Source organism: Parafrankia sp. BMG5.11 (assembly GCF_004337455.1).
In genome coordinates this window covers 55,132-80,575 of sequence record NZ_SJXI01000088.1, presented here as the reverse complement: position 1 = coordinate 80,575, position 25,444 = coordinate 55,132, and the positions used below count along the sequence as shown (strand labels likewise).

The window sequence follows — 25,444 nt, the reverse complement described above, 5'->3', positions numbered from 1 at the left end:
AGCGCCAGCCTGCCCGGCCCTTATCACCGGTCTCGGTGGTAAAGGCTCATTGAAGGCTACGGTACAGACCGCTCGCTTCCCCCTCGTGGATCTGCCGGTAGTGCCTGTGGACCTTCCGGCAGCGCTCGGCGGGCTCCGGTGTGCCGCCGTCGATCCGGCGGCGGGCGGGCCGACGGCTGTCCGCCGCCGGCCCGTCGCCGGGTGTGGGACGCCCGGCGCGGGAGGCCGGGCGTCGGGGTCGGCTGCGCGACCGGCGTGTTCCCAAGGTCGAACTCGTGCTGAACGTGAGTTTTCCGGTGTTCGCCCGCTGCGCGAACAGTTCGTGACGCCGGCCCGGCTGCTTCGCCGGCGGGGGCGAAACGCCCTGGTAGGGCGATATGAAGAGGCGCGTGCAGTCCACGGGCGGCAGGTCCGGGGGACTCCGGACGGCGCAGGGGAGATCTCGTGGGGCAAGTGGGACGTTCGGATCGCCGTCGGCGGACTGCTCGGGCGTCGGCCGCGGTCGTGACCGCGGCCCCGGCGGAGCCGTCGCCCGCCGCGAAGTAGTCCCGCCGACAAGCGGGCCCGCCGCAAACCGGCAGACCACCGGCCAGCCGGGATTCATCGGCGGGCCATTGCGGCCACCTGACGTCCGATTCCGGCCGCGTGGGCGGCTGGAACTCCACAACAGAGCAGAAAGGGGTACCGATGTCGGGTACTGGGGGGAAGACCGCGGCGCGCAGAGCGACCCGCGTGTCGGCGGTCGTGGGTTCGGCGGTCATGGGCATCGCGCTGGCGGTGCCGTTCGCGGTCGCCGTCGGACCGGCGGTGTCGGCGGCGGCACCGGCGGTGTCCGCGGGCGGGGACGCGGCCAGGGGGGCCGGGCCGGCCGGATCGGCCGTGCCGACGGTGCTGTCCACCGCGACGCTGCCCGACATCCCGTTGGCCGACTTCTCCAACGGGCTGATCCGAGGATCGGTCGACACCGACCGCGGGGTCGACCTCGGCGGGATCGGCAGCGACCTGTTCCCGGCCGGCCGCCCGAACGAGTTCTGGACGATCACTGACCGGGGCCCGAACGGGCAGATCAAGATCGACGGCAAGAACCGGCGGACCTTCCCGGTGCCCGGCTTCGACCCGGCCATCGTGCGGGTCCGGGCCGACGGCTCGACGATCAAGGTGCTGGACGCGCTGCCGATCACCACCGCGCACGGCAGGCCGGTCACCGGGCTGTCGAACATCAACGGCTTCGACGAGACCCCGTACACCTGGGACGCTCAGACCCCGCTCCCGTTCAACCCGAACGGTCTGGACACCGAGGGCCTGATCCGCACCCGGTCCGGTGAGTTCTGGCTGGTGGACGAGTACAGCCCGTCGCTGCTGCGGGTGAGCGCGCGCGGCCAGGTCCTGGCCCGCTACATCCCCGCCGGCGTCAGTCTGACCGGGGCTGACTACCCGGTCGTCGCCTCGCTGCCGGGCGTCCTCGGCGGGCGCAAGATCAACCGTGGCTTCGAGGGCATCGCGCTGGCTCCGGACGGGCGCACGCTGTACCTCGCAGTGCAGAGCCCGCTGCAGCTGCCCGACGCCGACACCGGAAACGCCTCGCGCAACGTGCGGATCTTCCGGTTCGACACCGCCAGCCGCAAGGTGACCGGCGAGTACGTCTACCGCTTCGAGGACGTCGCCACCTTCGACCCGGACGCCGACGGTGACCCGTCCGAGATGAAGATCTCCTCGCTCGCCGCCGTGGACGGTAACACCCTGCTGGTCAACGAGCGGACCGACGCCGTCTCCCGGCTCTACAGCGTCGACCTGCGCCGGGCGACGAACATCCTCGGCAGCCGGTGGGACCGCACGGCGACCGCTCCGTCCCTCGAGTCGCTCGCCGACCCGGCGACGGCCGGCGTCACCGTGTTGCCGAAGCGTCTCGCTGTCGATCTCGAAGGCGTTGCGGGCATGCCGGACAAAATTGAGGGCATTGCGATCGTTGATCGACGGACGATCGCCGTCGCGAACGACAACGACTTCGGGCTCGGATCGTTCAACGAGGCCGGCCAGCTCGTGGATTCGGGTGTCGAGAGCAAGATTCTCCAGCTGCGGCTGAACCGACCGCTCGGCTGATTCCGGGCCTCGCCCGAGGCTCCGTTTCCGGGCCTGCTCCCAGCTCCGACCCGTTCGCCGCCCGTCGGTAGGTGGTCCTCGGCCGTAACACGCCGGCTACCTTTCATGCCCGACTGGCAGACGCTCCACCCGCTCCCACGGAAGCCTCTACGGTTCCACTATCCCAGTCGGGGGCGGGCGGCGACGAGGTCGGCGGCTCCTGGCGCCCCGCCCGTCGGCACACCTGCCCTGTGCGCCGGCGTGAATGCGGTAGATCCAGTACAGCGCAGGCCATCTAGCGAAACGGAGCGGTCATCGATGGGTGGAGAAGACGGCACCGTCTGCCCCCGGACAGGCGCGGCCACCGTGTCTGCGGCCGGCTCGGCCGAGGTCCTCACATCAACGCGATCCCAATGGGAGATGGCCGGCACTCTCCCGGGCTTCTCCGCTCGCCGCGGGTCCCGCGAATCATGAGCGGCCGGCACAGCGCCCGGCGCCGGGCCACCCGACGTCCCCACGTGCGCCGCGTCGACCGGGCCTACCGCGTCTACCGGGCCCACGTCGCCGACCGGGCATATCTCGCCGAGCGCGCGGACGTCGCCGACCGCAGGTCGGCGTTCCTCGCCACCACCGCGAGCCTGGCCGTGATCGTCGCCGCCTTCGGAATGCTGGGCCTGATGGCCCTCGGTACCGCGGCGTGACCGGCCCCCTGCCCGCGGGCCGGTGCGCCGGCGGCGTCGCGCCGCGGCGGCTGGAACGACCCAGGGAATCCCCCCGCCCGCGTCCGCGAATCCGGGCGAGCGTGCCGCTTACCCGCGGCTGCCTGATGCCGTCGGGGGTTCCCGCCCGACGTCGCGGGGGTGGTGCCCGCGAGATCTGAACCGTACTGCCCACGATCCAGCGGGGTGATGATCGGCGTAGTGCGGATCATCACCCCGCCGGGTGAGTGGCTCAGGCTTTGGCGGGCAGCTCGACCTCGTCCGGGAGGAGATCCGCGGCGTTCTTCGCCGCGATGCTCCGCACGGCGTCGACGTCCCGCGGGAGCACGTACCCGCCGTCGACCGTGCGGTCGAGCGCTCCCGTTCCTACGAGTAACCAGCCCGGGACCGCCGCACGGACTGTTTCCGGTGCGGGTGCGGGTGCGGGTGTCAGCGGGCGGCGCCGGTGTTCGCGGTGGGGACGGCTTCGTCGCGGGCGGCCACCATCGCGCCGCGGTTGACCTTCGTCGCCTCGCTGCGGGGGATGGCGTCCACCAGCTCGACCGTCTTGGGGACCTTGTAGGGGGCGAGCCGGCTCTTCGCGTAGCTGATGACCTCGCTCGCGGTGGGCGGCGCCGCGGGGTCGGCCGGTTCGATCACGGCGTGCACCCGGCGGCCCCACTCGGGGTCGCGCAGGCCGATGACCACGACGTCGGCGATCTTGGGATGGTCGATGAGTGCGGCCTCGACCTCGGCGGGGAAGACGTTGGCGCCGCCACTGATGATCATATCGACGCGGCGGTCCACCAGGTGGAGGTAGCCGTTGCCGTCGAGGTAGCCGAGGTCGCCGGCGCTCTGGAAACCGTCCGCGGTCCGGTGCAGCTTCGGGGCGGCGCCGAGATAGTGGGAGCTGGTGTCGGAGCCCGGTGTCCGCAGGTAGATCTCGCCGATCTCGCCGGTGGGCAGCTCCTTGTCGTCGGCGTCGAGGATGCGCACCTCGGTTCCCCGGATCCCGCGGCCCACGCTGCCCTGGTGCTCCATCCACTCGTCGCCGCGCAGCGCGGTGAGGCCGAGGCCCTCGGTCATGCCGTAGACCATGTGGATCTTCTCGGCGCCGACCAGGCCGGCCCAGCGGTGCACCAGCGACGGCGGCATCGGCGCCGCGCCCTGCGTGAACCACCGGATGCTCGACAGGTCACGCCCGTCCACGCCGGGCAGGTCGGCGATGCGTTGCAGCATCGTCGGCGTGGCGGTGAAGGTGGTGATCCGGTGGCGCTCGATGACGTCGACGACGCGGGCCGCGTCGAACTTCTCCATCACCACCAGGTGGTCGCCACCGAGCAGGTTGTAGAGCGTGGTCAGCCCGTTGGCGTGGTACATCGGGGCCAGCACGAGCACCGTCTGCGGGCGCGGTACGGGGCCCCAGCTCTCAGCGAGCGGCGTGGCCATCCGCGCGACGTAGACGGACGGCCGGTCACTCACGATGACCTTGGGTGTGCCGGTGGAGCCGCTGCTGCAGATGCCGTGGATCTGCGGCGAGGTCGCGTCGGGCAGGTCGGGCACGTCGAGGCGCTCGGTCGAGTCGATCCACGCGAGGTCCTCGCCGCCGAGATAGACCCGGGGTTCGATGACCTCCTTGAGCCGGCCCAGCTCCCACTCCGGCACGTCCCAGCGCACCGGTATCGGCACCGCGCCGAGCTTCCACGCCGCGAACACGGCCAGAACGAACTGCGGCGAGTTGCGCAGTCCGAGCCCGAGGTGCTCGCCGAAGCCCAGGCCGCGCTCGGCCAGCGCACCGGCGAGCTGGCTGGAGCGTCGGTCGAGCTCGCGCCAGGTGAAGGCGGGCTCCCCGCCGTCGAGCGCGATGTGGCGCAGGGCCAGATCGTCGGGGCGCTCGGCGGCTAACTGCCGGATGCGCCGAGCACTGCTGACCTGTTCTTCCACGGCATGCTCCTCTGACCGGTCCTGGCAGCGGCGTGTCACGGGGGGACGTCGGTGGGACGTCGGATGGGGAGAGCCCCCGGCGCGTTCGCCGGCCCGGGGCATGGCGGCGCGCTGAGAGAGTTCAGCTGGTTCACGCGGGGGGTCGGAGCGTCGCACGGAGACCGCCGGGGGCCGCTCGGGGCACCGGGCCATGGCTGTCTCAGGCACGGCATTTGGCGGGTGAATGCATGCTTGCAACCCAGATGTGCGAAGTCAACCTCTAGTTTTTCGACACCGATGGACTTCCCAAAGACGAGAGTGTCGTTCTACAGTGACGCCGGACACGGTGGCGACGGAGCCGGCGCGACGGAGATGGGGTGGCCGATGGAGGACAGCGCTTCGGAGGGCGCGTTCAAGGGCGTGCGGGTCGTCGAGCTCGCCCAGTGGGTCTTCGTGCCCGTGGCCGGCGCGCTCCTGGCTGACTGGGGCGCGGACGTCATCAGGGTCGAGCGCCCGGAGGGCGACCCGTACCGGGCGCTGGCGACCCAGGGGATCGGGACCGACGGCGGCGGGGTGAACCTCTCGGTCGCCCTGGCCAACCGGGGCAAGCGCTCGGTCGCGCTCGACCTGCGCGGCGAGCAGGGCAAGGCGATCCTCCACAAGATGCTGGAGACGGCGGACGTCTTCCTCACCAACTTCCGGCCGGGCGCGCTGCGCCGGCTGGGGCTCGACGCCGACGAGCTCACCCGCCGGTACCCCCGGTTGGTCTACGCCCGCGGGCACGGCTTCGGCGCCCGCGGGCCTGACGCCGACCATCCCGGCTACGACTCCTCGGCGTTCTGGGCCCGCGGCGGGATGGGGTACACGCTGACCCCCGAGGAGCGGGAGTACCCGATCAGCCAGCGGGGCGCGATGGGCGACCGCAACGGCGCGATGGCGCTGGCCTTCGGCATCGCCGCCGCCCTGCTGGGGCGCACCCGCACCGGGCGGGGCACGGTCGTCGACGTCTCCCTGCTCGCGACGGCCATGTGGACGCTGTCCTCCGACCTCCTCGTCGCGCTGACCGGGCAGGCCCCGCGCATCTCCAGCGGCCCCGGTGACGGCCCGAACCCGCTCGTGGGCGCCTACCGGACGAAGGACGGCCGGCACATCCAGCTGGTGTTCCTCGAGTCCGACCGCTACTGGGCGCCGTTCTGCGAGCTGATCGGGCGCGGTGACCTCGTCGCCGACCCGCGGTTCGCCGACCTGCGGGCCCGCGGCGAGAACCGGGTCGCCTGCCGGGCCGAGCTCGAGGCGGCGTTCGCGACCCGGACCTTCGAGGAGTGGAAGGACCTGCTCGCGGGCATCGACGCGCCGTGGGCCCCGGTGCAGTCCGTCCTGGAGCTGGTAGACGACCCGCAGGTGGTGGCGAACGGCTACGTCGGCGAGGTGCAGCTCGACGGCGGCGGCTCCTACCGATTACCAACTGTCCCCGTCCAGTTCGACTCCCAGCCCCCCGTGCCCCGGCGGGCCCCGGAGCACGGCGAGCACACCGAGTCCGTACTGCTCGAGCTCGGCTACACCTGGGAAGAGATAGCCGCCCTCACCGAGGCCGGAGCGATCCCGTGACGGCCGGCCCCGCGGCGGCGTCCGCACCGGCCGGCCCGGCGGCGGCGTCCGGCTCGGCGGCGGCGCCCGAGCCGACGCGGCCGGTACCGGCGCCGGACGAGCGTTCGGCGCCGTACTGGGCGGCCGCGGCGCGGCACGTCCTCACTGTCGCCCGCTGCGCCCGCTGCTCCACCTACGTCGTGCCGCCGGACCACACCTGCCCGCACTGCGGCAGCACCGATCCCGGGTTCGCCTTCGAGCCGGTGAGCGGCAGGGGCACCGTGCGCTCCTGGACCGTGGTCCGCCAGTCGTTCCTGCCCGGCTTCCGCGGCGAAGTGCCCTTCCTCCTCGTCGACGTCGAGCTCGCGGAACAGCCTGAGCTGCGCGTCATCGGCCGGCTCCTGGACGGCCCCGACACCACCCTGCGCATCGGCGCACCGGTGGCGGTGGCCTTCGAGGACGTCGCCGACGGCGTCTCCGTCCCCGCGTTCGCCCTGGCCGAGCCGAGCGCCACTGGCCCCGGCGAGGTGCGGTCGTGAGCGCGCGGCCGGGCTCCAAGGGCCGGGTGGCAATCGTCGGCTACGCGCACAGCGACGTCACCCGGCACGCGGGACGTCCGCTCGGCGCGCTCGCCGTCGACACGGCACGTGCGGCGATCGCCGACGCCGGTCTCACCGCCGGGCAGGTCGACGGGTTCGTCACCTCGGCGCTGTTCCCGACCGCCGGCGCGCACGCGGCCGAGGACGGGGTCAGCCTGGTCTCCGCCGACTGGCTGGCCCAGCGTCTCGGCGGCTCGCCGCGGTACGTGGCCGGCTTCCAGGGCATCGGCCAGATCCCCGGCTCGGTGGCGCTGGCGGTGAACGCCGTGGCGAGCGGCGCGGCCGACTACGTGGTGATGCACCGCGCGCTGCACAACCCGAAGGGGAGCTACCACGCCAACCCGATGCGGACCGCCGGCGGCGCGCAGCAGTGGACGGTGCCGCAGGGCTTCTTCGGCCCGCTGTCGATGATCGCCCTGCCCTACAACGAGTACCTCCAGCGTTACGGTGCCAGCCGGGAGACGACGGCGGCCGTGGTCGCCGAGGCGCGCAAGAACGGCGCGCGCATCCCGTGGTCGTACTGGCACGACCGGCCGCTGACGACCGAGGAGTACCTGGCCGCGCCGCTGCTGAGCGACCCGATCTGCCGCTACGACTGCGACATCCCGGTCGACGGCGTCGCCGCCTTCGTCTTCACCTCGGCCGAGCGGGCCCGTGACCTGCCGCACCGCCCGGTGTACGTCGCCGGCCAGGCCTCCTCGGCGCCTCCTCGGCGCCGCCTGCCGCTGCACTGGCCGCTCGACGACATCATGGCCGGCGGCACCGCGCTGGCGAAGCGACTGTGGGAACAGTCCGGGGTGAGCCCCGCGGACGTCGACCTGCCGCAGGTCTACGACGGCTTCTCGCCGTTCGTCTACTTCTGGCTCGAGGTCCTCGGCCTGTGCCCGGTCGGTGAGGCGCACCGCTTCGTGCTGGACGGCGGGATCGACAGCGACCGCCCCGGCGCGCTGCCGGCGCTCTCCGGCGGCGGGGCCCTGGGCAACGGGCGGATGCATGGCATCCCGCAGATGCTCGAGTGCTACCTGCAGCTCGCCGGCCGGGCCGGGGAGCGCCAGCGCGAACGGGCGACCGTGGGCGTCGCCTGCGCGTCCTCGCCGCACTTCGGTGGCGCGGTCGTCTACAGCACCGCGCCCCGCTGACCCTGGCCTGCTGGCCCGGCCTGCTGACCCCGGCCTGCCGCACCTGAACCAGTCACCCGACGCCCCGTGTGGGCATGTGCACCGAGAAGGGAACGAGCCCGTGGCAGCGATCATCGCGGAGCGCCGCTCGTACGTGGCCGGCACCTGGGTCGAGGGCGACGAGGTCTTCGCCGTCGAGAACCCGGCCGACGAGACCTCGGTGGCCGACGTGGCGGCCACCCCCCTGCCCGAGATCGAGCGCGCGATCACCGAGGCCCGCCGCTCCTTCGACGAGGGCGTGTGGGCGGACCGCCCGCCGGCCGAGCGGGCGAAGGTGCTGGGCGCGTTCCTCGACTACTTCCAGTCCGCGCGGGCCGAGCTCGTCGCCACCATGGTCGCCGAGGCGGGCCAGCCCACCGGGTTCGCCGAGCGGGCGCAGTTCGGCGCCGGCCTCGGCCTGGCCCGCGGCACCATCGACCTCTACCTGTCGATGTCGCACGAGGAGGCCAACCCGGTACCGCTGGACGACCTCGTCCGGGCCGGGGCGAGCCTGAGCTTCCGCCGGCACGAGCCCGTCGGCGTCGTCACCGCGATCACCCCCTACAACGGGGCGATCATCATGGCGATGCAGAAGATCATCCCAGCGCTGATCGCCGGGAACTCGGTGATCCTGCGGCCCAGCCCGCTCACCCCGCTGTCGTCGCTGGTCTTCGGCGCGGCGGCGGAGGCGGCCGGGCTGCCGCCGGGCGTGCTCAGCGTGGTGGTGGAGGCCGGCGCCGCCGGTGCCGAGCTGCTGACCACCCACCGGGCCGTCGACATGGTCTCGTTCACCGGCTCGACCGTGGTCGGCCGGCAGATCCTCGCCCAGGCCGCCCCGACGGTGAAGCGGGTCGCCCTCGAACTGGGCGGCAAGTCGGCCCAGATCTACCTGCCCGACGCCGTCGGGAGGGCCACCGCCGGGGCCGTCGCGGTCGTCGCCGCCACCGCCGGCCAGGCGTGCGTCGCCGCCACCCGGATGCTGGTGCCGCGCGAGCGCAAGGACGAGGTCCTCGACGCGGTGTCGCGAGCCTACGGCGCCCTCACCGTCGGCCCGCCCACAGACCCGTCGGCGAAGCTCGGGCCGGTCATCAGCGCCGGCCAGCGCGACCGGTGCGAGCGCTTCGTCCGGCTGGCCGAGGAGAACGGCGGGAAGGTCGTCACCGGCGGCGGGCGGCCCGCCGGGCTGGAGCGCGGCTACTACTTCGAGCCGACCGTGCTCGACCTCCCCGACAACGCCAACCCGGCGGCCCAGGAGGAGATCTTCGGGCCGGTGATCAGTGTCCTGGGCTACCGGGACCTCGACGACGCCGTGCGGATCGCCAACGACAGCGACTACGGGCTGTCCGGCCAGGTCTACGGCGCCGACGTCGCCGCGGCGGTGGGCGTCGCCCGCCGGCTGCGGACCGGGGCGGTCAACGTCAACACCGCCGTGTTCAGCGCCTACGCGCCGGGCGGCGGCTACAAGCACAGCGGCCTCGGCCGCGAGCGCGGGCCGGACGGCATCCGCGCCTTCCAGGAAGTCAAGCACCTCGCCATCGGCGAGCTCCGCTGAGCTCGCTCCCGGACCGGAGGGAACCACTGATGACGTCATCACTGCCGCTGGACTGGCTGATCTCCGTCGACGACCACGTCCTGGAGCCGCCGAACCTGTGGACCGACCGGCTCCCCGCCAAGGACCACGACCGGGCCCCCCACATGGTGATCGACGACAAGGGAATGGACTGCTGGGTCTACGACGGCAAGCGTTTCCCGAGCTCCGGGCTGAGCGCCGTCGCCGGCAAGGAGAAGGAGGAGTTCAGCCCCGAGCCCCTCTCCTACGCCGAGATGCGGCCCGGCTGTTACGACGCGCGGGCCCGCCTGGAGGACATGGACCGGGCCGGCATCCTGGCCTCGCTGTGCTTCCCGACGGTGACCCGGTTCTGCGGGCAGATGTTCTCCGAGGCGAGCGACCGCGAGTTCGGCCTGGTGTGCCTGAAGATCTACAACGACTGGATGATCGAGGAGTGGTGCGGCAGCGCTCCCGGCCGCTACATCCCGCTCACCCTCATCCCGCTGTGGGACCCGCAGCTCGCGGTGAAGGAGCTGGAGCGCTGCGCGGCGAAGGGGTCCACCACCTTCGCCTTCTCGGAGAACCCGGCCCCGCTGGGCCTGCCGACCATCCACGACCGCGACGGGTACTGGGAGCCGGTGATGGCTGCCGCGAACGACCTGGAGATGGTCGCGTCGATGCACGTCGGCTCCTCGTCGCAGGTGCCGAAGATCGCTCCCGACGCGCCGTTCATGGCGAACCTGACCTGGGGCGCGATGCGTACCTCGGGCGCCATGCTCTCCTGGCTGTTCAGCGGGATGTTCCAGCGGTACCCGAAGCTGAAGATCGCGCTCTCCGAGGGCGAGATCGGCTGGATGCCGTACTACCTGGAGCGCGCCGAGCAGGTGATCGACAAGCAGCGCCACTGGGTCAAGCGTGGTGTCCGCTTCAACGAGCACGCCGGGGCGGACGCCCTGGACCTGGACACCCTCGACATCCGCGCCAGCTTCCGTGAGCACGTGTTCGGCTGCTTCATCGACGACGCGCACGGCATCGCCAGCATCGACGAGATCGGCGAGGACAACATCATGTGCGAGACGGACTACCCGCACTCCGACTCGACCTGGCCGAACTGCATCGACGTCGTGAAGAACCGGATCGGCCACCTGTCAGAGGAGGTCCAGTACAAGATCCTGCGCGGCAACGCCGAGCGGCTGTACCGGTTCACGCCGGCCGAGCCGCCTGTGCTCGCGAAGGCCTGACATGGCAGGGCGGGCACCGCTCGCGGTCGTCGACCGCGAGCGGTGCATCGGCAGCGGCATGTGCGTGGACTACGCGCCGGGCACCTTCACCCAGGACGAGCAGGCCAAGGCGGTCGTCCTCGCCGAGGCCGACGACCCGGCCGACGTGGTGGGCATCGCCGTCGAGTCGTGCCCGACCGGCGCGCTGCGCCTGGCGCACGACGCGGGCCTGGCGCAGGACACAGGCCTGGCGCAGGACGGAACAGGAGCGTGACGAGCATGATGCTCGACGGCAAGATCGCCGTGGTGATGGGTGCCGGCTCAGGGGTCGGCCGCGCCTCGGCACTGCGGTTCGCCGAGGAGGGCGCCCGGGTGCTGTGCGCCGACATCCGGCCCGAGGGGATCAAGGAGACGGCGGCCGCGATCGAGGCGGCCGGCGGCACCGCGGCGGCAGCCGAGTGCGACGTCTCGAAGGAGGCCGACGTGGCCGCCGCGATCGAGGCGGCCGTGGCGCAGTTCGGCCGGATCGACATCGTCTTCAACAACGTCGGCGTCCCGACCCCGCGGCTGGGCGCGAAGCTGGAGGACCACACCGCCGAGGATTTCCAGCGGCTGGTCGCGGTCAACTTCGGGGGCGTGTTCAACGGCTGCAAGCAGGCCGTCCTGCAGTTCAAGCGGCAGGGCGGGGGCGGGGCGATCCTCAACACCGGGTCGGTCGCCGGCCTCGTCGCCTGGGGCGGCTCCGTCTACGGCGCCACCAAGGGCGCGGTGCACCAGCTGACCCGCGCGGTGGCCATCGAGGGCGCGCCGTTCGGCATCCGGGCGAACGCGATCTGCCCGGCCGGGATGCCGCACACCAACTTCATGGCCGCCGGCGGGCTCACCATCTCGGGGGACGCCCGGGAGAAAATGGTGGAGAACGTCGGGGCCACCCATCCGCTCGGCCGCCCGATCACGGCCGAGGACTGCGCCGAGGCCGCCGTCTACCTGGTCTCCGACCGCGCGCTCAACATCACCGGTGTGCTGCTGCCGGTCGACGGCGGATACGTGGCCAGGTGACCCGATGAGCACGACGGCCACTCTCGACCGCGAGCGGGTCCGGCAGCTGTTCGACCTGCGCAGCAGCTACAACGTGCACATGGGCGGCGGCTACCGGGAGGACCCGTACCCGGTCTGGCACCGGCTGCGCGAGCAGGCCCCGGTGCACCCGGGGATCGTCCACGAGCTGACCGGCTTCGACGGCCCGGCGATGTTCTCCGGTCTGCCGTACCCCGACCGCCCGCACTTCTCCGCCTTCAGCTACGCCGCGTGCGACGCCGCCTACCGCGATCCCGAGGTGTTCGCGTCGGCGGCCGGGCCGGTGGATCCCAACAACGGCCCGTACGGCGCGACGAACAGCATGCTGTCGATGGGCGGGAGGCAGCACCGCCGGTACCGGGGGCTCGTACAGCCCTCGTTCGTGCCGGGCAAGGCGAAATGGTGGATCAGTAACTGGATCGAGGAGACCGTCGACCTGCTCATCGACGGGTTCGTCGACGCGGGGCGGGCCGAGCTGAACGTGGACTTCTGCGCGGCCATCCCGGTGCTCACGATCACCAGCAGCTTCGGCGTGCCCGTCGACCAGGCGCTCGACATCCGTGCCGCGCTGACCAGGCCCGACGAGATCGTGCGGATGCTCGAGCCGATCGTCGCCGCCCGGCGTGCGGACCCGCAGGACGACCTGATCAGCATCCTCGTGCAGGCCGAGATGACCGACGAGAACGGGGTCACGCACCGGCTCACCGACGCCGAGATCTACTCCTTCTCGGTGCTGCTGCTGACCGCCGGCTCCGGCACCACCTGGAAGCAGATGGGCATCACGCTCACCGCGCTGCTGCAGCACCCCGAGGCGCTGGCCGCGGTGCGCGCCGACCGCTCGCTGCTCCGGCTGGCGATCGAGGAGTCGCTGCGGTGGTCACCCACCGACCCGATGTTCTCCCGCTGGGTGACCGAGGACGTCGACTTCTTCGGCGTGCACATGCCGGCCGGGTCGGTGCTGCACCTGTGCATCGGCGCGGCCAACCGCGACCCGGCCCGCTGGGACCGCCCGGACGAGTACGACATCACCCGCGCCCTGCGGCCGTCCTTCGCCTTCGGCGGGGGCGCCCACGTCTGCCTGGGCATGCACGTGGCCCGCGCCGAGATGCGGGTCGGGATCGGGGCGCTGCTCGACCGGCTCCCCGACCTGCGCCTCGACCCCGACCGCGAGGCACCCCGCTTCATCGGCATGTACGAGCGAGGCGCGACCGAGATCCCCGTCGTCTTCGGGTGACCCCGAGACCTCGGGGGTGAGGAGACATCCCATGAGCGAGACCGGCTACACCGCCCCGGACCTGAGTCTGCGCGGGGCCGAGCACATCGCGCGTTACCGGGAGACCGACGGTGAGGTCGGCTACCTCTGGAACGGTGTGCCGACCCTGCTGCTGACCACGGTCGGCCGGCAGTCAGGCGAGAAGCGCACCTCCGCCCTGATCTTCGCGCGGGACGGGGACGACTACCTCGTCGTGGCGTCCACCGGCGGAGCGCCGAAACACCCGGCCTGGTACTGGAACCTGACGGCGCATCCCGAGGCCGAGATCCAGGTCCGTGGCCTGCACCTGCCGGTGGTGGGCCGGACGGCGTCCGAGGACGAGAAGCCTCGGCTCTGGAAGATCGTGACCGCGAGCTGGCCCAACTACGACGTGTACCAGACCCGCACGGACCGGGTCATCCCGGTCGTCGTCCTCACCCCGTCCTGAGAAGCCGGCCTGCTGCCGCGATCGCGATGAAAGGAGCAGTACGGATGAGCGTCGCACCGGTCTTCTCCAAGGGCCGCGACCTCGACGCCACGGTCGAGGTCCTGCGCCCGTGGCTCGCGGCCCGATTAGGCGTCGACGACGTCACGCTGGGCGAGCTGACCTATCCGACCGGGGCCGGGGTCTCCAACGAGACGATCCTGCTCGAAGCCCGCTCGGCGGGCCGCGTCGACGACCTGGTCCTGCGGATCGGGCCCAGGCCCGAACACCAGATGTTCCTCGACCCCCGGTTCCGGATGCAGTACGACCTGCTGGCCGCCCTGCGCCGCAACGGCTCGGTGCGCGTCCCGGAGACGCTGTGGTTCGAGGACGACGCCGCGCTGCTCGGGCAGCCGTTCTTCGTGATGCGCCGGATGCGCGGCCGGGTGCCGGTCAGCATGCCGGTCTACAACAAGACGGGGTGGCTGACGGAGGCGACACCCGCCCAGCGGCGGACCCTGTGGGAGAGCGCGATGCACCAGTTCGCCGCCATCCACATGATGCCTGTGGACGAGGTGGGCTTCGTCGACCTCGCCGAGCTGGGCAGCACCGGCCCCGAGCAGCAGCTCACCTACTGGAACCGCTTCGCGGCGTGGGCGCTCGAGGACGAGGTGCCCGATGCCGTGCGCACCCTGTTCGAGTGGCTGGCCGCGAACCGGCCCGCCGAGCCCGTGCCGGGCCTGTCCTGGGGCGACGCCCGGATCGGCAACATGATGTTCGGCGACGACTTCGAGGTCGTCGGCGTCATGGACTGGGAACAGGCGTCGCTGGCCGGCCCGATGGCCGATCTCGGCTGGTGGCTGCACTTCGACGAGATCCACAGCTCCTTCCAGGGCGTGCCGCGCCTCGACGGCCTCGGCACCCGGCAGGAGACCATCGACCTCTGGGAGGAGCTGACCGGCCGGCGGGTCGAGAACCTGCTCTGGCACGAGGTCTTCGCCTGCGTCAAAACGGCCCTGCTCGGCCTGCACACCCGTCGGTCGATGCGGCTCCCGCTGGCGGGCAGGTCGGAGCGCGGCCCCTACCTGGAACGCGCCTACCGCCTGCTCGACCTCGACCCGGAGGAACTGTCATGAGCATCCCGGGCGGCCCCGCGCCATGGGACGAGGAGGTCGTGCGATCGCCCGAGTGGCTCACCGCGGTACTGGGTGAGTCGTGGCCCGGGGCGGTCGTCACCGGCACGACGGTGACGCAGCGGCTGCAGACCGTCGCGACGAAGGTGCGCTTCCAGGTCGAGTACGCGCAGGCGGTCGACGGCGCGCCGGCGGCGCTGTGCGCCAAGGGGTACTTCAACCCCGCCGTGCGCGGGCGAGGCACCCGCGTCGAGGCCGACTTCTACCGGCAGTGGGCCTCCACCCTGCCGGTGCGGACCCCGCCGTGCGTGCACGCCGCGGTCGACGAGGAGACGAACCACGCGCTCGTCCTGATGGAGGACCTGGTCGAGGCCGGTGCCACCTTCCTCGACCCGCTCGTGGGCTACGACGCCGAACAGGCCACCGGCACGCTCGACCAGCTCGCGGCGCTGCACGCGGCGACCTGGCAGGACAAGGGCGAGCTGACGGCCGCGTTCCCGCCCCGGCTCGCGTCGCTCGCCCGGGTCCTGGCGCCCGAGCAGCTCCAGAGCCAGCTCGACGACGGCCGGGTGCCGGCGGTGCCGGATGACGTCCGCCGCGCGGACCGGCTGCTGGCGGCGATGGGCAGACTGGCCGGGATCAGTGACCAGCCGCGCTGTCTCGTCCACGGAGACCTGCACACCGGCAACGTCTACGAGCTGGCCGACGGTTCCCCGGGGCTCATCGACTGGCAGGTCGCCCAGCACGGCGTGTGGGCGTTGGACGTCGGCTACCACCTGGCGGCGGTCCTGGACCCCGATGAGCGGGCCCGCTCGGAGCGTGACCTGCTCGACCACTACCTCGGCCGGCTGGCCGCACACGGCGTCACCCCGCCCGCGCGCGACGACGCCTGGTGGGCGTACCGGGCTCACCTGCCGTACGGCTTCTACCTGTGGGCGATCACCCGGGCGGTGGACCGCCCGATCGTCGAGCACCTGACCGCCCGACTCGGCCTCGCCGTGGCCCAGCACGGGAGCCTGGACCTGCTCGGAGTCTGACAGCCGCCCGTCTCCGGCGCCCATCCGTGGCTGCTGGAGACGGGCGTGCCCGCGTTCGGGGCCGGGCTGTGGGGCTGGTGTCTACCGCGCGGCCTGTGGCAGCGGTCGCTTCCGCGCGGCCGCGGGAGCCTGCTGCGGCAGGACAGTCTGAACGGCGGGAGTCGCCGATTCCGGCGGCGGATGCGTCCGGGCCGGCTCGGCGGGCTGCTCCGCCTCCGGGCTGCCGCCGAGGGCTGCCAGGCAGAAGGACCACAGGTAGTCGCCGATCGACTCGGCCGTCTCGTCCGTTCTGGCGAACGCATAGTGGTGGTAGACGGAGGTCACCAGTCGGGCGACCACCGTGGCGTCGCGCTCGATGTGCCGCGGGGCGAGCAGGCCGGCCTCCTGCGCCGCGGTCAGCTCACGAGCGACCAGGTCGGCGAACGGCCGGGTCGCGTGCGCCAGCTCCTCCGGGTACAGCTGGTGCAGGCGCCAGTGCTCGGTGGGGATGAACCGGGCCCCGGCACCCTCCCAGCCCGGCGCGTTCAGCGACGACACCGCGGACCGCACGTAGTGGCGCAGCCGGGCGACCGGGCCCGGCAGGTGCTGCGCGGACGCCTCGTAGCGCGCGGTCTGGTTGGCGATGATGTCCTCGATGACGGCCAGCAGCAGCTGATCCTTGCCGGTGAAATGCCGGTAGAAGGTCTGCGTCGCGATGCCGGCTTCCTTCACGAGCTCCTGCGTCGTGAAGCGGGCGCCGTTGAGCAGGATGAGCCGCTCGGCGGCCTCGACGATGACCTTCGCCTGCCGCATGCTGCGCGATCTCGAACGCTGGACCGACGGCGAGCGGTCGGCGGCGCGTTCGGCCCAGGACACTCTCCGACGTTACCAGTGTCGGCGTTCACACCGTTCGTCCCCGAGGGATCTCCGTGCGCACCGCACCTGTATTCCCGCCCGCCCGGTCCGCCCCTGTCGCGACCGGACCGCAGCCGGAGCGCGACCGACCACGACCGGGCCGGACTCGGGGCCATGGTGGCGCAGGTCACACCGGTATTCGTCGTTTGTGTGGGCTTGGCCGGGTGACTAAGACTGTCTTCTGGAAAGTGCCAGTGGACGCCGTGCCTGTGAACGCGACGAGGAGATCTACGACAGTGGCCGAATTATACTGGGATCCCTTCGACGAGGTGATCGACGTCAATCCGTACCCGCTCTGGAAGCGGATGCGTGACGAGGAGCCCGTCTACCGCAACGACAAGTTCGACTTCTACGCGCTTTCCCGGCACGCCGACATCGACGCCGCCCACGTCAACGCGGACACCTACAGCTCCGCGCACGGCACGATCCTGGAGATCATGACGCCGGAGCCGATGCCGCCCGGCTTCATGATTTTCACGGATGCCCCGGCCCACCACCTGCTGCGGTCGCTGGTGTCCCGCGCCTTCACCCCGCGCCGGATCGCCGCGCTCGAGGAGCACATCCGCGTCCTGTGCGCGGAGATGCTCGACCCGCAGATCGGCGCGGGCGGGTTCGACTACATCAGTGACTTCGCCGCGCAGCTCCCCTCGAAGGTGATCTCCCAGCTGATCGGGGTCGACCCGGCAGACCGGGAGGAGGTCCGCAGGACCATCGACCTGACCTTCCACATCGAGGAGGGCGTCGGGATGGTCAACGAGACCTCCCACGCCGCCACGATCAAGCTGCGCACCTACTTCGCCGGGCTGATCGAGGACCGCCGCAGGTCGCCGCGTGACGACATGATCACCGGTCTCGCCGAGGCCGAGGTCACCGACGGGAACGGCGAGCGCCGCAGGCTGACCACGCCGGAGGCGGCGTCGGTCACGAACGAGATCGTCAGCGCCGGGACGGAGACCGTCGCCCGGCTGCTCGGCTGGGCGTGTGTGCTGCTCGAGGCCCATCCCGACCAGCGGGCCGAGCTGGCCGCCGACCCGTCGCTGTTGTCGAACGCCGTCGAGGAGACGTTGCGGTACGAGGCGCCGTCCCCGGTGCAGGGCCGCATGCTCAAGAACGACGTCGAGCTGCACGGGACGACGATCCCGACGGGCGCGAAGGTTCTGCTGCTCACCGGATCGGCCGGCCGGGACGGGCGCAAGTACACCGACCCGGACCGTTACGACATCCACCGTAAGTTCGACGGCCACGTGGCGTTCGGCCGCGGCGCCCACTTCTGCCTGGGCGCGGCGCTGGCCCGGATGGAGGGCCGGATCGGGATCGAGGAGACCCTGCGCCGCTTCCCGAACTACCAGGTCGACCACGACAGCGCGGTGCGGCTGCACACCAGCACCGTGCGCGGGTACGAGCACCTGCCGCTCGTCGTCTGAGCGTCGTCCCGGTCCGGGAGGCCACGTCAGGGATCCTCCCGGACCGGGGTGGAGCCGGCGGGCTCAGGTGACGGGCTCAGGCGGGTGGTGGCGGCGGCTGGCTGAAGCCGGCGATGAGAGCGGTGATGTCCTCGGTGACGACGTCGGCGAACGACCGCGGCGCGTAAGCGCCGGCCGCCCAGTGGCGGGCGCCCTCGCTGACCAGCGACTGCGCCAGCCGAGCCAGCCGCGCCGCGTCGACGTGACCGGGCAGCGCGCCGTCCGCCACCGCGCGGTCGAACAGGTCACCGAAGATCAGCGGGGCCGGCTCCGGGGGCACCTCGCCGGCCAGCGCCCGGAGCTCGTGTCGGTAGCTCTCGAGGATGGTCTCGATGATCAGCTCGGGCGGGTTGCGCCGCATCGACCGCTCGAGGCCGCCCAGCGTCGCCGCGACGACGGCGGTGACGTCGTACGGCCCGCGCAGCAGCTCGTGCGCGGTGCGGCGGGCGCCGCGGGTGGAGAGCACACCGATCTCAAGGAGGACGTCCTCCTTGCGCGGGAAGTAGAAGTAGAACAGCCCCTTGGAGACCCCGGCCGCCCGGCAGATGTCGGCGACCGTGGTCGCCGTGTAGCCGTTCGCGCGCCACAGCGCCACAGCCGCCTGCACCAGGGCACGTTTCGTCTCGTGCGAGCGCGCCTGCTGGTAGGAGGCCCGGCGCTGACTGCGGTCAGCGCCCGTGCCGGCTGCTCCGGTGGGCACAGATCAATTCTACCGGCCCAGTTCCAGCGGCGATGAGAACAGATGAGAACAGTTGACGCATTTCCGCCGGCACGGCTAGCGTTCCCCCGCGTCGCGGGACTGGCCGCTGTTGCGGAGCTCGGTCCCGGTCAACCCAAGCCCGCGGGTCCGGCCGGAGCCGCGTCAGACCCGAGGAGCGGACCGTGACCACCTCGCCCACCACCCCGCCCACCGCCGTCAACCCGGACGTCCTGCCCGGCGTTGCGCGCCAGATCGGCTACATCGTCCGCGACCTCGACGAGGCGATCGCCTCCTGGCTGAGCCTGGGCGTCGGCCCCTGGTACGTGCTGCGGGAGCACCCGCAGGCGGGGCTCTTCCGCGGCAAGGACTGCGAGGTGACCATGTCGGTCGCCTTCTCCAACACCGGCGACATGCAGGTCGAGCTGATCCAGCAGCACGGTGACGCGCCCAGCATCTACACCGAGTTCCTCGAGTCCGGGAAGGAGGGCTTCCACCAGCTCGCCTGGTGGGCCCCGGACTTCGACGCCACCATGAGCTCGATCGAGGCCGCGGGCTGGCCGATCGTCTGGACCGGCGGCGGTGACGGCGCGACCCGTTACGCCTACTTCGAGCCGCCCGCCGGCCCGGCCACCATCATCGAGATCATGGAGCTGAACCCGGCCACGGAGGGCATGGCCAAGTTCGTCCGCGCCGCCACCGAGGGCTGGGACGGCACCGACCCCGTCCGCACCCTCGGCGTCTGAACACATCCCGAGTGGGAGATCATCGTCCCGGTGCGGCGATCTCCCACTGGCCGTGGTGAGGGTGGTGCCCGGGGTCCGAACTGTCCCGAGCGGGAGATCACTTCACCAGGGTGGCGATCTTCCGCTGGGCCGCGGTGAGGGTGGTGCCGGGGTCGGCTCCTGTCATGATTGCGACCACCTCGTCGTTCAGCGCGTCGTGGACCTCGCCGCCGCGCTCACCGCCCCAGGTCGGCGCCTGGACGAGATCCGGAATCAGCGCGTCGAACTGGGTCAGCTCCGGGAACTCCCGGTAGAACGGCGCGAGCTGCCTGCGGGCCTCGGTGTCGACCGGCAGGAAGCTGAACGCCTCGGTGCCGGCGGCGATCACGTCCGGGGCGAGCAGCGCGACGACCAGCTCGGTGGCCATCTCCCGCTGGCAGCGGTCCGTCGACAGTACGGACAGCCCGTTGCCGCCCGCGACGGGGTGCTGAGTGCCCCCGGGCAGGGTCGGGAACGGGGCGACACCCACCTTGAAGCCCTGCGCGCCCTGATCATGGACGTAGCGCAGCCCCGCGGCCAGCGACGGCAGGGTGACCGCGCTGATCGCCGTCTCTTGCCGGATGCCGAAGCGCAACAGGCCCTGCGTGGTCGGGTCGCTCGACTGTGTTCCGTAGGTGCCCACCTTGGCCAGGAACGCGGCGGCCTCGCGGACGGCCGGGCTGGTCAGGTCGGGCTGGCCGTCCGCCTTCATCGCGGGGGTGTTCTTCGAGCTGGCCAGCGTGGTCAGGTACCACTGGGCGAACCCGCCCGTCGGCAGGTCGATCGGCTGGATCTGCTGACCGGAGTTCCTGATCCGCTCGGCCGCGGCGAGCACCCCCGTGGTCGTGCCCAGCGTCTTCGGGTCGACCCCGGCCTTCGCCAGGACGTCCGCGTTGTAGACGAGTGCGAGCGTGGACACCTGCTGCGGCACCGCGACGAGCCGGCCGCCGTACTCGCCGAGCGGCAGGAACCGCTGGTCGTAGGACGCCCGCAGCAACCGGGGTGACAGCGGCTGCGCGCCGAGCTTGTCGGCGAAGGTCGGCAGCAGGTCGAAGCCGGCGACCGCGACGTCCGCCGGGCGCCCGGCGGCCCGGTCCGCGCTGATCTGCTGGACGAGCTGGGGGTAGCCGGTCGCGTCGGCCGTGAGCTCGACGGTCAGGCCGGGATGGGCCTTCTCCATGTACGCCTTGCCCGACTTCGCCGCGTCGTTGAGCGACCCCAGGGCGAACATCCGCAGCGTCTTCACCGCGGCGGCGCACTCCGGCGACGCCTTCGCGCCGGCGACGTCGTCCACGTTCGCGGTCGCCGGCCGTGCCGTCGGGCGCAGGCTCTCGGCCGGATCGGTGGCCGCGCCGGAGCCGCCGCCGCAGCCCGCGAGCAGGCCGACCGTGACCGTCCCGGCGAGCAGCGCGCCCAGCGGCCCGGCGCGGCGTGGGGACGAGCCGGCCCGGCGGGTGCCCGGGCCGCGCGGGTCCAGGTGCCGTGGGCGGGGTTCTGACACGTTCCCGAGCATCGTCGCTCCCTTCGGTGGGCATGCCCTCGGTCCGCTGCGGGTGCCCGGTTTCCGTCGGTGACAGCATCGCCCCGGACCGGGCCGAAAGCCCAGGCCGCCACCCGACAGGGGTGCCCCTACCGGCGCGCTCAGCCGGGGAGGACCCGCAGCCCGCAGGGCGGCTCGGCGAGGTAGACCTGGTCGGGGCCGCCGGCGTCCAGGGTGATTACCGGGTTGTCCGGGCTGGCGGTGCCGAAGTTGAGCAGCCGGCCGTCGGTGGCCGAGTGGAGCTCGAGGGCGCAGTCCTCGCTGCCGCTGAAGTCGACGACCTTGACGGTGACCGTGCCCTCGGTGTGAAAGGCCTCGGTGTCACCGGTGTACGAGGTTGTCGCGAACGGCAGCGACGCGTCACCCGCGGTCTCCAGGCCCTGGACCACACAGCCCGGGTTGTTCACCCCGAGGCGGAACGTCCCGACCTGCGAGACCTGGTAGATCTTCTCCCCGTAGACGTCGGTGATCGAGCGGCTGTCGCCCGTCGCGGTGTCGGTGACGGTGATCGTGCAGCCGGTGTCGTCGCCGCCCTGGATCTCGTCGGAGATCCGCAGCCGCCATGGCGCGTCGGCGGTGAAGTCGGCGGTGAGGGTGGTGTCGGACGTGCCGTCGTCGCCGCCGGAGGTCAGCAGGACGGCCGCCGTCCCGCCCGCGGCCAGCACGACCACGCCCGCCGCGAGCGCGATGACCAACCGGCGCCGCCTGCGCCGTCCCGGCTGTGGCTGCTGCGGCGTCGACTGGCCGGGCCGTGCCTGGTCGGACGTCGCCTGGCCTGGCGTTGGCTGACCAGGCGTCGGCTGACCGGGTGCCGGGTCGTCCTCGTCGCCTGTCGGCGGGATGGTCGCCGACCACGGCGGTGTCGTCGCCACCACCGGCCGGGTCTGCAGGAACCGGGTGGCCGAGCCGTCGGCGCCGTCGGGCAGCGAACCCACCAGCTCGGTGAACAGGGCCTCGGCGGTGGGCCGGTCCGCCGGCTCGCGGGCCAGCGCGCTGGATACGAGCTGGCGTAGCCCCGGCGTGATCCGTCCGAGGCCGGTGGACGGCTCGGCCGCCAGCACCCGGTGCAGCACCGCCGCGCCGGGCCCGGTGCCGAACGGCGCCTCGCCGGTCGCGGCGAAGCACAGCAGCGCGCCCCAGGCGAAGATGTCGGCGGCGGGGGTCGCCTCCGTGCCGGAGACCTGCTCCGGGGCGTGCCAGCCGGGAGTGCCGACGAACTGTCCGCGGAGGGTGATCGCCGTGGCGTCGGCCGCCGCGGCGATGCCGAAGTCGATGACCTTCGGCCCGTGCGCCGTCCACAGGACGTTCGACGGCTTGAGATCCCGGTGGATCATCCCGGCCGCGTGGATCGAGACCAGTGCGTCGGCGAGCCCGGCCGCGAGCACCGTCTGCTCGTCCGGGCCGAGCGGGCCGTGTAACCGGACGTGGGCCGACAGGCTCGGCGCGTCGACGAGCTCGGTCGCCAGCCAGGGCCGGTCGGCGTCCAGCTCGAAGTCGACCAGGCGGACGGTGTGCGCGCCGCCCACCCGGAAGCAGGCCTGGACCTCGCGCTGGAACCGGCGGCGGAAGTCCGGGTCGTCCGCGAGCTCCTCACGGACGAGCTTCACCGCGACCCGGCCGAACGGGCCCTCGGCCAGGTAGACCACGCCCATGCCACCGGCACCGAGACGGCCGAGCACCCTGTGCCGTCCCAGCGAGACGGGGTCACTCGATCGCGGTGGCTGAACCTCGACGCCGTTTGTGCTCACGGTCCGCGTACCCCCCAAAGCCCAGACCAGGCCACCGTCCGGATTCCCGGCACGATTCGAGCGAATCGTACTGCGACACATATATCCGCAGGTGGGACGGCATTGATTTTCGTAGGACGCGGCCCACACTGCGGATATCGCCCTGTTCCCGCACGTCCGCCCGGAGGCCCTCGTGGAGCGCTCTCTCACCCCCCACCGCCTCAGTCCGCACCGCCTCGGCCCCCGCTGTCGCTCGCGGCGTGTCATCCGTCCCGGGACGGGCGGGGCCGCCGTGCTGGCGGTCCTGCTGGGTGCCGCCCTCACCACGCTCGCCGCGTGCGGCGACGGCACGGGCGGATCGGGGCCGGACGGGGCGCCGGCACCGCGCACCAGCGCGGCGGTCTCGTCCGGCCCGGCCGGCACGTCCCCGTCAGCCGGCCCCGCCGGCACCCCCGGATCGGGCGGTCCGTCCGGATCGGTCGGGGCGGAGGGGCCGGCGGCGGCCCCGTCGACCTGGACGACCCGCGAGGTGCGCGCTGAGCACCAGGTCACGCCGCCGGCGCGGCTGGTCGCGCTGCGCGCCGCGCGCAACGTGCAGGGGGGCGCCGCCTACAACCGGCTCGTGCTCGAGTTCGCCGGCGGCCTACCCGGCTACACAGCGGGCTATGTCGACCAGGTGTTCCGTCCCGGCTCGGGGGCGCCGCTGCCGCTGCGCGGCCCGGTCACCTTCGAGATCGTCGTCACCCCGGCCGTGGCGCACGGCGACGCGGGGGAGTCCACGCTGACCACCCCCCAGTTCGGGGGTGAGCTGTCCGGCCCGATCAGCTACGCGCTCGCCGGTGACTACGAGGGCTACGTGCACATCGGCGTGGGGCTCGGCTCCCGGGTCGGCTTCCGCGTCGTCGAGCTGCGTGACCCCGCCCGGCTGGCGATCGACTTCGCGGGCTGATCACCCGAGGTCGGTCCCGGGCGGTGTGGTGGTCGGCCGGGGCACGACGGTCGGGGAGGGGAGCGGCGGCGGCGTGCCGTCCGGCGGTGCCGTCCGCGGTGGTCCGGTCGGTGGTGGCCCGGTCGGCGGGGGTGGAGTGGGTGGCGGCACGAGGGTCGGCTCGGGCGTGGTCCGTCCGGGCGGGGTGGGCGGCCCGGTGGAGGTGGTCCGCGGCGCGGCCGTCCCCGTCGGCGCGGCTGGTGCGGTCGGCGTGGCCGGCCCCGGATCGCGGGCCGGGCCGGGCGCCGACGGCCGCCTTGCCGTCGGCAGCGGCGGCGCAGGCGGGAGCGGGCGGGCCGCCTCGGTGGCCAGACCGGCGAGATCCGGCGGCTGCTTGGCGATCGCCGTCCGCCCCCGGCCGTCGATGAGGACGGCGTTCGGCCCGGCCAGGTCGTTGATCCACACCAGGTCGCCGTCGACGGCCACCGTGAGCCGCGGTTGGTCGGCGGGCGCGGCGACCGGCACCGGATCGCCGAAGCCGCCGCGGGCGATGTCGTAGTCGAGCACCACGCCGAGCGCGGAGTCCGGCACGTACCCGTGACCGGCATGGACCACCGGTGTGCCGAGCTGGCCCGATCCGGGGATGTCCGGGATGGCCACCGTGGTCACCAAGCCCTGATCGACGTCCACGAGGAACAGGCGGCGGGTGGCCGGGTCGAGGAGGGGCACGGGGCCGCCGTCCGTGCGCGGCGGCGCCAGCAGGCCGGGGAGCGGTCCGCTGGTCGGGCCGGCGGGCGGCAGGGCGATCACGCGGCCCGTGTCGGGGGCGGTGACGGTGGCGGCGGTGGTGTCCACGGCGAGCGGGTGCCCGCCCGCGAGGACCACGTCGACGGCGTTGCCGGGCGGGGCGACCGGGTGCGGCGGCTCGGCGGCGCCGTCCCGCAGGGCGACGACTGTGCCCGCGGACCGGACCGGCACCCACAGGGTTCCGTCGTCGGTCAGCGCCGCGCGCCCCAGCGGCGGCGGGAGCTCCAGGACGGGGCCGGCGCCGGCGAGGTCGTCGCGGGTGAGCCGCCGGACCCGCCCGGACGCCGGGTCGACCGCGTAGGCCGCCGTCGCCGAGGTGACGATCGTCACCCCGGGTCCCAGATCCGCCGAGCGGACGGAGGCCAGCCGGGCAGGGTCGACCAGGTGCACCTGGCCCGAACCGGGGTCGGCCACGAGGACCGCCGCGCCGGTGCGGGCGACAGTCAGGTCACGTCCGACGGCGCCGGGCACGGTGACCGCGGCGTCGGCCCGCCCGGCTGGTCCGCTCAGGTGGGTGAGGGTGCCCGTGCTGGTGGTGGCCAGCCACACGCCGCCGTCGGTGAGCTCGAGCTCGGTGGGTGCGGCCCCGCGACCGGTCGCGACGAGGGCCGCCGCGGCGCAGAGGAACAGCACGCCCAGCCCGGCGCGGGCACGCCCACCGCGTGCCGGCCTGAGGAACCGCCACGCGAACTGCCGAGAGGGCCGCCACGGGAGGCGCCGCCAACTGCCGGGAATCGTGGACCTCCAGGGGCGTCGCGGCTCCGCGGGCGGTTCGCCGCGGGCGGATCTTCCCGGGCGGCGAACCGCCCGGTCCGGGCGGTTCGGGCTCGGGGCGTGGCTGGTTGGTGCGTCGGGGCTGCGATCGGGGCTGCCGAGGCCTCCGCCCGGC

Annotated in this window: 22 protein-coding genes; 16 read left to right on the top strand and 6 right to left on the bottom strand. The window is 72.8% G+C overall.

Annotated elements, in window-relative coordinates:
* Positions 1 to 687: 687 nt before the first annotated feature.
* The gene (locus E0504_RS42455; protein WP_200835343.1) at positions 688 to 2,100 is read left to right on the top strand and encodes an esterase-like activity of phytase family protein; all 1,413 of its coding nucleotides are present in this window, start codon (positions 688 to 690) and stop codon (positions 2,098 to 2,100) included.
* A 449-nt stretch (positions 2,101 to 2,549) separates the two neighbouring features.
* A complete protein-coding gene (locus E0504_RS42450; RefSeq protein ID WP_071060003.1) occupies positions 2,550 to 2,780 on the top strand; it encodes a hypothetical protein in 231 nt (76 codons plus the stop codon).
* Positions 2,781 to 3,227: 447 nt separating this feature from the next.
* On the opposite strand, the gene E0504_RS42445 is transcribed toward E0504_RS42450, so the two are convergent.
* The gene (locus tag E0504_RS42445) at positions 3,228 to 4,721 is read right to left on the bottom strand and encodes a class I adenylate-forming enzyme family protein (protein WP_112107311.1); all 1,494 of its coding nucleotides are present in this window, start codon (positions 4,719 to 4,721) and stop codon (positions 3,228 to 3,230) included.
* 363 nt (positions 4,722 to 5,084) lie between these two features.
* Here E0504_RS42445 and E0504_RS42440 point away from each other — a divergent pair, with 363 nt between their 5' ends.
* The 11 genes from E0504_RS42440 to E0504_RS42390 all read left to right on the top strand — a co-directional run bounded on the left by E0504_RS42440 (position 5,085) and on the right by E0504_RS42390 (position 15,735).
* Positions 5,085 to 6,308, top strand: coding sequence for a CaiB/BaiF CoA-transferase family protein (locus E0504_RS42440; protein WP_041255379.1), 1,224 nt, complete (start codon positions 5,085 to 5,087; stop codon positions 6,306 to 6,308).
* Positions 6,305 to 6,826 (top strand): Zn-ribbon domain-containing OB-fold protein, encoded by a 522-nt coding sequence (locus tag E0504_RS42435; protein ID WP_112107314.1) that lies wholly within the window; start codon positions 6,305 to 6,307, stop codon positions 6,824 to 6,826. Before E0504_RS42440 ends, E0504_RS42435 begins: the two co-directional genes overlap by 4 nt.
* Positions 6,823 to 8,025, top strand: a complete 1,203-nt coding sequence (locus E0504_RS42430) for a thiolase family protein (RefSeq protein WP_131627179.1) — start codon at positions 6,823 to 6,825, stop codon at positions 8,023 to 8,025. Before E0504_RS42435 ends, E0504_RS42430 begins: the two co-directional genes overlap by 4 nt.
* 100 nt (positions 8,026 to 8,125) lie before the next feature.
* On the top strand, positions 8,126 to 9,595 hold the full coding sequence (locus E0504_RS42425) for an aldehyde dehydrogenase family protein (RefSeq protein ID WP_112107318.1): 1,470 nt from the start codon (positions 8,126 to 8,128) through the stop codon (positions 9,593 to 9,595).
* Between the two features lie 29 nt (positions 9,596 to 9,624).
* Positions 9,625 to 10,833, top strand: a complete 1,209-nt coding sequence (locus tag E0504_RS42420; RefSeq protein WP_071060008.1) for an amidohydrolase family protein — start codon at positions 9,625 to 9,627, stop codon at positions 10,831 to 10,833.
* Between the two features lies 1 nt (position 10,834).
* Positions 10,835 to 11,086 carry a ferredoxin gene (locus E0504_RS42415; protein WP_112107321.1) on the top strand — a complete coding sequence of 84 codons (252 nt, stop codon included), beginning with the start codon at positions 10,835 to 10,837 and terminating at the stop codon, positions 11,084 to 11,086.
* A gap of 5 nt (positions 11,087 to 11,091) precedes the next feature.
* On the top strand, positions 11,092 to 11,871 hold the full coding sequence (locus tag E0504_RS42410; RefSeq protein ID WP_071060074.1) for an SDR family NAD(P)-dependent oxidoreductase: 780 nt from the start codon (positions 11,092 to 11,094) through the stop codon (positions 11,869 to 11,871).
* Positions 11,872 to 11,875: 4 nt separating this feature from the next.
* A complete protein-coding gene (locus tag E0504_RS42405; protein WP_071060010.1) occupies positions 11,876 to 13,123 on the top strand; it encodes a cytochrome P450 in 1,248 nt (415 codons plus the stop codon).
* Positions 13,124 to 13,154: 31 nt separating this feature from the next.
* On the top strand, positions 13,155 to 13,589 hold the full coding sequence (locus E0504_RS42400; RefSeq protein WP_071060011.1) for a nitroreductase family deazaflavin-dependent oxidoreductase: 435 nt from the start codon (positions 13,155 to 13,157) through the stop codon (positions 13,587 to 13,589).
* Between the two features lie 44 nt (positions 13,590 to 13,633).
* Positions 13,634 to 14,701: a phosphotransferase family protein gene (locus tag E0504_RS42395; RefSeq protein WP_131627177.1), complete on the top strand. Its 1,068-nt coding sequence runs from the start codon at positions 13,634 to 13,636 to the stop codon at positions 14,699 to 14,701.
* On the top strand, positions 14,698 to 15,735 hold the full coding sequence (locus E0504_RS42390) for a phosphotransferase (protein ID WP_112107327.1): 1,038 nt from the start codon (positions 14,698 to 14,700) through the stop codon (positions 15,733 to 15,735). Before E0504_RS42395 ends, E0504_RS42390 begins: the two co-directional genes overlap by 4 nt.
* A gap of 81 nt (positions 15,736 to 15,816) precedes the next feature.
* Here E0504_RS42390 and E0504_RS42385 read toward each other — a convergent pair whose 3' ends face one another.
* On the bottom strand, positions 15,817 to 16,527 hold the full coding sequence (locus E0504_RS42385; protein ID WP_112107339.1) for a TetR/AcrR family transcriptional regulator: 711 nt from the start codon (positions 16,525 to 16,527) through the stop codon (positions 15,817 to 15,819).
* Between the two features lie 338 nt (positions 16,528 to 16,865).
* Here E0504_RS42385 and E0504_RS42380 point away from each other — a divergent pair, with 338 nt between their 5' ends.
* A complete protein-coding gene (locus tag E0504_RS42380) occupies positions 16,866 to 18,053 on the top strand; it encodes a cytochrome P450 (RefSeq protein WP_071060014.1) in 1,188 nt (395 codons plus the stop codon).
* A 76-nt stretch (positions 18,054 to 18,129) separates the two neighbouring features.
* Here E0504_RS42380 and E0504_RS42375 read toward each other — a convergent pair whose 3' ends face one another.
* Complete coding sequence (locus tag E0504_RS42375; protein WP_131627175.1) at positions 18,130 to 18,792, bottom strand: TetR/AcrR family transcriptional regulator; 663 nt, start codon at positions 18,790 to 18,792, stop codon at positions 18,130 to 18,132.
* 182 nt (positions 18,793 to 18,974) lie between these two features.
* Between E0504_RS42375 and E0504_RS42370 the strand changes: the two genes are divergently transcribed.
* A complete protein-coding gene (locus E0504_RS42370) occupies positions 18,975 to 19,535 on the top strand; it encodes a VOC family protein (RefSeq protein ID WP_071060015.1) in 561 nt (186 codons plus the stop codon).
* A gap of 97 nt (positions 19,536 to 19,632) precedes the next feature.
* Here the strand turns inward: E0504_RS42370 and E0504_RS42365 are convergent, their stop codons facing one another.
* Together E0504_RS42365 and E0504_RS42360 are read right to left on the bottom strand one after the other, a co-directional pair.
* On the bottom strand, positions 19,633 to 21,066 hold the full coding sequence (locus E0504_RS42365) for an extracellular solute-binding protein (protein WP_235014227.1): 1,434 nt from the start codon (positions 21,064 to 21,066) through the stop codon (positions 19,633 to 19,635).
* Between the two features lie 128 nt (positions 21,067 to 21,194).
* Positions 21,195 to 22,841 carry a serine/threonine-protein kinase gene (locus tag E0504_RS42360; RefSeq protein ID WP_131627173.1) on the bottom strand — a complete coding sequence of 549 codons (1,647 nt, stop codon included), beginning with the start codon at positions 22,839 to 22,841 and terminating at the stop codon, positions 21,195 to 21,197.
* Positions 22,842 to 23,112: 271 nt separating this feature from the next.
* Here E0504_RS42360 and E0504_RS42355 point away from each other — a divergent pair, with 271 nt between their 5' ends.
* Positions 23,113 to 23,769 carry a hypothetical protein gene (locus tag E0504_RS42355; RefSeq protein WP_071060017.1) on the top strand — a complete coding sequence of 219 codons (657 nt, stop codon included), beginning with the start codon at positions 23,113 to 23,115 and terminating at the stop codon, positions 23,767 to 23,769.
* Here E0504_RS42355 and E0504_RS42350 read toward each other — a convergent pair whose 3' ends face one another.
* Complete coding sequence (locus E0504_RS42350) at positions 23,770 to 25,188, bottom strand: hypothetical protein (protein ID WP_243657867.1); 1,419 nt, start codon at positions 25,186 to 25,188, stop codon at positions 23,770 to 23,772.
* Positions 25,189 to 25,444 lie beyond the last annotated feature (256 nt).

What these genes read in the sequence shown, in the direction of transcription:
- E0504_RS42440 (WP_041255379.1), top strand. Translation starts at nt 5,085, where the DNA reads ATGGAGGACAGCGCTTCGGAGGGCGCGTTCAAGGGCGTGCGGGTCGTC.
- E0504_RS42395 (WP_131627177.1), top strand. Translation starts at nt 13,634, where the DNA reads ATGAGCGTCGCACCGGTCTTCTCCAAGGGCCGCGACCTCGACGCCACG.
- E0504_RS42405 (WP_071060010.1), top strand. Translation starts at nt 11,876, where the DNA reads ATGAGCACGACGGCCACTCTCGACCGCGAGCGGGTCCGGCAGCTGTTC.
- E0504_RS42385 (WP_112107339.1), bottom strand. Translation starts at nt 16,527, where the DNA reads ATGCGGCAGGCGAAGGTCATCGTCGAGGCCGCCGAGCGGCTCATCCTG.
- E0504_RS42450 (WP_071060003.1), top strand. Translation starts at nt 2,550, where the DNA reads ATGAGCGGCCGGCACAGCGCCCGGCGCCGGGCCACCCGACGTCCCCAC.
- E0504_RS42420 (WP_071060008.1), top strand. Translation starts at nt 9,625, where the DNA reads ATGACGTCATCACTGCCGCTGGACTGGCTGATCTCCGTCGACGACCAC.
- E0504_RS42415 (WP_112107321.1), top strand. Translation starts at nt 10,835, where the DNA reads ATGGCAGGGCGGGCACCGCTCGCGGTCGTCGACCGCGAGCGGTGCATC.
- E0504_RS42455 (WP_200835343.1), top strand. Translation starts at nt 688, where the DNA reads ATGTCGGGTACTGGGGGGAAGACCGCGGCGCGCAGAGCGACCCGCGTG.
- E0504_RS42410 (WP_071060074.1), top strand. Translation starts at nt 11,092, where the DNA reads ATGATGCTCGACGGCAAGATCGCCGTGGTGATGGGTGCCGGCTCAGGG.
- E0504_RS42400 (WP_071060011.1), top strand. Translation starts at nt 13,155, where the DNA reads ATGAGCGAGACCGGCTACACCGCCCCGGACCTGAGTCTGCGCGGGGCC.
- E0504_RS42365 (WP_235014227.1), bottom strand. Translation starts at nt 21,066, where the DNA reads ATGCTCGGGAACGTGTCAGAACCCCGCCCACGGCACCTGGACCCGCGC.
- E0504_RS42390 (WP_112107327.1), top strand. Translation starts at nt 14,698, where the DNA reads ATGAGCATCCCGGGCGGCCCCGCGCCATGGGACGAGGAGGTCGTGCGA.